Consider the following 7173-nt stretch of genomic DNA (forward strand, 5'->3'; position numbering starts at 1 on the left):
CGACCGGCGCGCCCTCACGGCCGGCGGGGCGGGCGCGTCCTCACAGCCAGCCCTGCTGACGTGCCGAGCGGACCGCTTCCATACGGTTGCGGGTGCCCGTCTTGCCGATGGCGGAGGACAGGTAGTTGCGGACCGTGGACTCCGACAGGTGGAGTCTGGCGGCGATGTCGGCGACCGTCGCACCGTCCACCGCCGCGTTCAGCACGTCGCACTCGCGGGCCGTCAGGGGGCTCGGGCCCGAGCTCAGGGCGGCGACCGCCAGGGCCGGGTCGATGACCGTCTCGCCGGTGAGGACGCGGCGGATCGAGGCGGCGAGTTCCTCCACCGGGCCGTCCTTGACCAGGAAGCCGACCGCGCCCGCGTCCATCGCCCGGCGCAGATAGCCGGGGCGGCCGAAGGTCGTGAGGATCATGACCTTGCAGTCGGGGGCCTCGGTGCGCAGCAGGGCGGCGGCGTCCAGTCCCGTCATGCCCGGAAGCTCGATGTCCAGGAGGGCCACGTCGGGGCGGGCGAGCAGGGCCGCGTCGACGATCTCGTCACCGGCGGCCACCTGGGCGACGACCTCCATGTCCTCCTCCAGGCCGAGCAGGAGGGCGAGGGCGCCGCGCATCATGCCTTGGTCCTCGGCGAGGAGAACTCGGATCATCGGGTCAGCTCCAGTGGGGGAATCGAGGTGTCGACCGGCAGTTCGGCCCTCACCAGGAAACCGCCCCGGGCACCCGGCCCCGCGGTGAGCGAGCCACCGGCCGCCGCGAGGCGTTCGGTGAGGCCCTTGAGGCCCGTACCGGCGCGGACACCGGCCGGGCCGGGGCCCGGACCGGAGCCGGAGCCGGTGGTGCGGCCGTTCCTGGATCCGTCCTGGTCGGATCGTACGGTGCGGCCGTCGTCCTCGATCTCCAGCAGGACCCGTTCCGCGTTGCCCGACACCGTGATCGTGCAGCGGCTCGCGCCCTCGCCGTGCCGTACGACATTGGTGACGGCCTCCCTGACCACCCAGCCCAGGAGCGATTCCGGCTGCGGCTCCAGGGGCGGGCCCGACTGGCGTACGACCGGTTCGATGCCGGCCGCCGACAGGGCCGAACGGGCGCCGTCGAGCTCGGTGTTGAGGCTGCCCTCGCGGTAGCCGGTGACCGCCTCGCGGATCTCGGTGAGGGCCTGGCGGCCGACCGACTCGATGTCGTCGACCTGGGCGAGCGCCGCCCGGAGGTCGCGCGGGGCCAGCCGGCGGGCGGCCTCCGACTTCACGACGATGACCGAGAGGGTGTGGCCGAGCAGATCGTGCAGGTCGCGGGAGAAGCGGAGGCGTTCCTTCTCGACCGCGGTGCGGGCCAGTTCCTGACGGGTCTCGCGGAGCTCCTTGACCGTCTCGGCGAGGCTCAGGATGGCCGAGGTGACCAGGCCGGACAGCAGCGTCCCGTACGCGACGTTGATCGCGCCCCAGCCGTCCCGCACCCCGGCGACCGCGCCCGCCAGCACGGCCAGCAGGAGCATCGCCCGCCCGACCTTCGGGCCGCGCAGCACCGCACCGGTGGCCAGGCCGAGCAGCGGCCAGAAGAGCAGCCAGGGGCCGCCGTACCAGCCGGACACGAAGCCGGTCATCAGGCCGAGGCCGACGAGGGCCAGCCTGGTGCTGCGCGCCTCCCGCGACTTCTTGTCGAAGGCCCTGAACACCACATAGATGTAGAGGGAGTTGAAGGCGAGGAGGAAGCCGCCGCCGATCCACGGGTTGTCGGTCTTGCCCTGGAAGAGGTGCGAGAAGGCGCCCATGCCCATCAGCAGCCAGGGCAGCAGGGCGAAACCGTTGGGCGGGCCCATCCGCTCGGAGTAGTGCGCGTCCTCGGCGGCGCCGGGCCGTGGCCTCCGGCGCCAGGCCCGCGCGAGCCGGTTGTCCTTCACCGTGCCACCTCCGAGGTCCGTGTCCACTGGTCAGGCCTTTTGTGCGTGGTCACGCCGTCCGCGCGGCCTTGCGGTACGAGAGGGAAGCGTACGAGCCGAAGACCAGCAGCCATACGGTGAGCACCACGAGGGCCAGGAGCCCGGGGGCCTCGCCCGCACCGATGGACACGCCGATCCCGGAGATCGCCTTCGTCGGGGTGTACGTGGAGATGCCCTGGAGCCAGCCGGGGAAGAACTGGGTCGGGAACCACAGGCCGCCCAGGATCGACAGGCCCAGGTTGCAGCCCACGTTCACCACGCCGGTGCTCTGTGCGGAGAGCCGGTAGCCGTTGCCGATGCCCAGCAGGGTGAAGGGCAGCGAACCCAGCCACAGCAGGACCACGAGCAGCGCCCACTGCCAGACGGCCAGGCTCACCCCGTTGATCAGCCCGCCCACCGCCAGCACCGCCAGGATCGCGGGCAGCACGACCACCGAGGCGGTCAGCGCCCGGCCCAGCACCACCTGCGCCGGGGTCATCGGGGTGATCCGCAGCTGGCGCAGCCAGCCGAGCGCCTTGTCCTCGGCGACCCCGGTGCCCGCGGACATCGCCGCGCCGAGCGCGCCGTAGGCGGCCATGCCGATCATCGACGCGGTCTTCCACTCGGCGGCCGCTTCGCCGCCGATGTTGGTGAACAGCAGATACATCAGCACCGGCATCCCGATGCCGAAGACGACGAACCCGGTGTCGCGCAGGGTGCGCCGGGTCTCCAGGGCGACGTAGTCGACTACGAGGGCCATCACACGGTCTCCTTGGTGAGAGCGGAGGAATCGGGGCCGGACTCGGCGTCGGCACACGCCCGGTCCGGGTCGGTGAGCTGGAGGAACGCGTCCTCCAGGGTGGCCCGGGCGACCTCCAGGCCGCGTATCGCACCCTGCTCGGCCAGGGCGACGACGGTGGCGTCCGAGTCGTCGGTACGGAGCCTGGCGCGGTCGCCCCGTACCTCGACCTCGCGCACGCCGGGCAGCAGGGCCAGGCCCTCGGTGGGACGGCCCGCCAGGTCGAGGGAGACCAGGTTGCCGCCGGCCGTCCGCTTGAGCGTCTCGCTGCTGCCGTCGGCGACGATCCGGCCCCGGTCGACGACCACGATCCGGTCCGCGTTCTCGTCGGCCTCGGTGAGGTAGTGGGTGGAGAACAGGACGGTGTTCCCCCGGGCCGCGAACCGCCGCATCGAGTCCCACAGGGCGCGGCGCGCCTCCACGTCCAGCGCGGCGGTCGGCTCGTCGAGCACGATCAGCTCCGGGTTGCCGACCAGGGCGACGGCGAAGCGCACCCGCTGGATCTGCCCGCCGGACAGCCGGTCCGCGCGGCGGGAGCCGAACTCCCGTATCCCCGCCAGGTCCAGGGCCTCGTCGACCGGCAGGGGGGAGGGGTACGTCTTCGAGACGAAGGTGACCATCTCGCGGACGGTGACCCGGGGGATCGGCCGGCCGTCCTGGAGCATCGCGCCGACCCGGCCCGCCCGCACCGCGTCGGCCGGGGTGCCGCCGAAGAGGCGGACGTCGCCCGAGGTGGGGTCGTCCAGGCCGAGCAGGAGGTTGATGGTGGTGGACTTGCCCGCGCCGTTGCGGCCGAGCAGGGCGGTGGTCTCGCCGGGGGCGATGGCGAGATCGACGCCGTCCACCGCGCGCACCGGGCCGTAGACCTTGGTGACGGCGGTGAAGCGGACCGCCGGGGGTGCGGCTTCCTTGGCTGTGTGACTCATGCCGAAGACGCTACGGAGCAGGGGAGTCGCGCAGTAGTAAGGCATGTACTCGGTCGGGCAGTACAAATGTCACGGCCACCGGCACCGGTGATCTGACGGATCGTCACGCATCTTCTTCCCAACCCGCGCGGGGTGCGTTATACATGGGGCCATCGGCCTAGAACGCGTTCTAGAAGTGGGTGCGTGACGGGCCCTCCCGTACGACCCCGGTGCGGCCGACGGTGCGGACGGCCGCGCCGGGGTCTTCTCCTCCGGAGTTTTCCGGAGTTTTCCGGACGTTCAAGGAGCTTTGCGCCCATGCCCATTGATGTCGCGAAGGCACTCGCCGCCGACCCCCGGACGTCCCCCCTCTCCTGGGGCCACAAGGACGTCCAGCTCTACCACCTGGGACTCGGCGCGGGTGTCCCGCCCACCGACCCCGCCGAGCTGCGCTACACCCTCGAAAGCCGGCTGCACGTCCTGCCCAGCTTCGCCACCGTCGCGGGCGCGGGCATGACCGGGATGAGCGGGCTGGCGGCGCCCGGCATCGAGATCGACCTCGCCGCCGTGCTGCACGGCGGGCAGACCGTGACCCTGCACCGGCCGATCCCGGTCAGCGGCGAGGCGACCCAGACCTCGCGCGTCAGCGCCGTGTACGACAAGGGCAAGGCAGCCGTGATCGTGCTGCGCTCCGAGGCCTCGGACGCGGAAGGTCCGCTCTGGACGAGCGACTCCTCCATCTTCGTACGGGGCGAGGGCGGCTTCGGCGGCGACCGCGGGCCCTCCGTACGCCTCGAAGTCCCTTCCCGGGAGCCCGAGTTCACGGTGGAGCGGCCCATCCGTGAGGAGCAGGCGCTGCTCTACCGGCTGTCCGGCGACTGGAACCCGCTGCACGCCGACCCCGAGTTCGCGAAGCTGGCGGGCTTCGAGCGGCCGATCCTGCACGGGCTGTGCTCGTACGGGATGGCGCTCAAGGCCGTCGTCGACACGGTGCTCGGCGGGGACGTGGCCAAGGTGACCTCGTACAGCACCCGCTTCGCCGGGATCGTCTTCCCCGGCGAGACGCTCCGTATCCGCATGTGGACGGGGGAGGGGCGGACCCAGCTGACGGTGACGGCGGCCGAGCGGGACGACGCGCCCGTACTCGCCGACACCGTGGTCGAGCACGCGTAACCACGCGTAGCCGTACGCCACCACGCATCACCACGCGCAACGAAGAATCCGCACCTCGTGAGGGGAGTCATGCCATGCGCGCAGCCGTACTGCACGAGATAGGCCAGGACAAGCTGGAGGTCCACGACGACATCGAGGCGGTGGGCTTCGGCCCCGGCAAGGTGAGGATCCGGGTACGGGCCACCGGCCTGTGCCACTCCGACGTCTCCGCGATGAGCGGCGTGCTCCCGCAGCCCGCCCCGTTCATCCCGGGCCACGAGGGCGCGGGCGAGATCATGGACGTGGGTGACGGCGTCACCGGTCTCTCGGCGGGCGACCGGGTGCTGGTCTGCTGGCTGCCCGCCTGCGGCACCTGTCCGGCCTGCAAGCGCGGCCAGACGCAGCTGTGCCTCGCCGGGTTCATGAACGCCGGCACCCCCAACTTCAAGCGGGGCGACGGCGACGTCTTCGGCTTCGCCGGGACCGGGACCTTCACCGAGGAGGTCGTGGTCGCCGCAGGGTGCGCGGTGCCGATCCCCGACGACGTGCCGTTCGAGATCGCCGCGCTGATCGGCTGCGGGGTCACCACCGGGCTCGGTGCGGCCATCAACACCGCCCAGGTGGAAGCCGGTTCGTCGGTCGCCGTGATCGGCTGCGGCGGCGTCGGGATCTCCGCGATCCAGGGCGCCCGGGTGCAGGGCGCCGCCCAGATCATCGCCGTCGACCCGGTCGCGTCCCGCAGGGAGGCCGCACTGCGCTTCGGCGCCACCGAGGCCGTCTCGCCGGACGAACTCCCCGACGCCAAACAGCGGATCACCTCGGGCGAGGGCTTCGACTACGTCTTCGAGGTCGTCGGCAAGTCCGCCACCGCCAGGGTCGCGTACGACACGACGCGGCGCGGTGGCACCCTCTGCGTGGTCGGCGCGGGCGCGATGGACGACCACTTCCAGCTCAACATGTTCGAGCTGTTCTTCGACGAGAAGCGGATCCTGCCCTCGATGTACGGCGGCGGAGACGTGCTCCGTTCGTACGAGCGGGCCGTCGCGCTCTGGCGGGCGGGCCGGATCGACCTCGAATCGATGATCACGCACCGGGTCCAACTGGCCGAGATCAACGACGCGTTGGAGCAGATGCGGACGGGTGTGGCCCTGCGCACGTCCATCTCCCTCTGACCCTCCCCTCTTCCGCCCCTCTGTTCCTCCGCCCCTCCGTACCGAAGGAGCCGTCCATGCCCCTGCCGCTTGAAGGACTGTCCGCGATCGTCACCGGGGCCGGGCGCGGCCTCGGGCGCGCCGAGGCGCTCGAACTCGCCCGGCTCGGCGCGTCCGTGGTCGTCAACGACTTCGGGCAGCCGGGGCGCGACGGCTCCGGTGCCGCGTCCGCCACCCCCGCCGAGGAGGTGGCCGCCGAGATCCGTGCGGCGGGCGGCACCGCCGTCGCCCACCGGGGCGACGTCGCCGACTTCGGGCAGGCCCGCGAGCTGGTCGAGCTGGCCGTCGCGGAGTTCGGCAAGCTGGACATCCTGGTCAACAACGCCGGGATCCTGCGCGACCGGATGGTCTTCTCGATGAGCGAGGAGGAGTGGGACTCGGTCATCCACGTCCACCTCAAGGGCCACTTCAACACCACCCACTTCGCCTCCGTCCACTGGCGCGAACGCTCCAAGGCGGCGGGCGGCCCGGTCTACGGCCGTGTCATCAACACCTCCTCCGAGGCGTACCTGGCGGGCTCGGCCGGTCAGCCCAACTACGCGGCGGCCAAGGGCGGCATCGTCGGCCTGACCACCTCCACCGCGCTCGCCCTCGCCAAGTACGGCGTCACCGCGAACGCGATCTGCCCGCGCGCCCGCACCCGGATGACCGAGGACGTCTTCGCGGGCTACCAGGAGCCGTCGGCCCCCGGCCAGCTCGACCCGCTCTCCCCGGAACACGTCGCTCCGCTGGTCGGCTACCTCGCCTCCCCGGCGTCCGCCCGCGCGAACGGGCAGCTCCTCGTGGTGCACGGCGGCATGGTCGCCGTCATGGAACGGCCGAAGGTCGCCGCCAAGTTCGACACGGCGAAGGACGTCTTCAGCTACGAGGAGCTGGACGAGGCACTGAGCGGCTTCTTCGCGGGCCGCCCCGAGGGCGAGACCTTCGGCGCGGGAGAGGTACTGGGCCTCAAGAAGGGCTGACCCCCGTCGGCCGGTGCCGCCTGCGCGGTCCGCGCGGTCCGCGCCAGCCGTACCGCCTGTGCCGCGCACCGCACGTACGACGGCGGGGGGGGGGGGGGGGGGGGGGGGGGAGGGGGGGGGGGGGAGGGGGGAGAGGGGGGGGGGGGGGGGGGGGTTGGGGGGGGGGGGGGGGGGGTCCCCCCTCCCCCCACCTTCTTTTCCCCCCCCGGGCCCGGTGTGTGTGCTGCGCG

General features: G+C 72.3%; 7 protein-coding genes. 3 read left to right on the forward strand and 4 right to left on the reverse strand.

The features are described from left to right. Positions 1-40: 40 nt before the first annotated feature. The 4 genes from ACZ5PB_RS14355 to ACZ5PB_RS14370 are packed head-to-tail and all read right to left on the reverse strand — an operon-like array spanning position 41 to position 3639. Positions 41-646: a response regulator gene (locus ACZ5PB_RS14355; RefSeq protein ID WP_468690978.1), complete on the reverse strand. Its 606-nt coding sequence runs from the start codon at positions 644-646 to the stop codon at positions 41-43. After that, complete coding sequence (locus ACZ5PB_RS14360; RefSeq protein ID WP_468690979.1) at positions 643-1923, reverse strand: sensor histidine kinase; 1281 nt, start codon at positions 1921-1923, stop codon at positions 643-645. Before ACZ5PB_RS14360 ends, ACZ5PB_RS14355 begins: the two co-directional genes overlap by 4 nt. 22 nt (positions 1924-1945) lie before the next feature. Then, complete coding sequence (locus ACZ5PB_RS14365; RefSeq protein WP_468690981.1) at positions 1946-2674, reverse strand: ABC transporter permease; 729 nt, start codon at positions 2672-2674, stop codon at positions 1946-1948. Next, positions 2674-3639, reverse strand: a complete 966-nt coding sequence (locus tag ACZ5PB_RS14370; protein WP_468690983.1) for an ABC transporter ATP-binding protein — start codon at positions 3637-3639, stop codon at positions 2674-2676. Before ACZ5PB_RS14370 ends, ACZ5PB_RS14365 begins: the two co-directional genes overlap by 1 nt. A 297-nt stretch (positions 3640-3936) precedes the next feature. On the opposite strand from ACZ5PB_RS14370, the gene ACZ5PB_RS14375 reads away from it, so the two are divergent. From ACZ5PB_RS14375 to ACZ5PB_RS14385, 3 genes are all read left to right on the forward strand, one after another. Then, complete coding sequence (locus tag ACZ5PB_RS14375; RefSeq protein ID WP_468690985.1) at positions 3937-4791, forward strand: MaoC/PaaZ C-terminal domain-containing protein; 855 nt, start codon at positions 3937-3939, stop codon at positions 4789-4791. A gap of 74 nt (positions 4792-4865) precedes the next feature. After that, entirely contained in the window at positions 4866-5942 is a 1077-nt protein-coding gene (locus tag ACZ5PB_RS14380) for a Zn-dependent alcohol dehydrogenase (protein ID WP_468690987.1), read from the forward strand. Positions 5943-5998: 56 nt separating this feature from the next. Further along, positions 5999-6943, forward strand: coding sequence for a 3-oxoacyl-ACP reductase (locus tag ACZ5PB_RS14385; protein ID WP_468690988.1), 945 nt, complete (start codon positions 5999-6001; stop codon positions 6941-6943). Positions 6944-7173: the final 230 nt, after the last annotated feature.

It is taken from the genome of Streptomyces sp. NPDC032721, assembly GCF_055579625.1.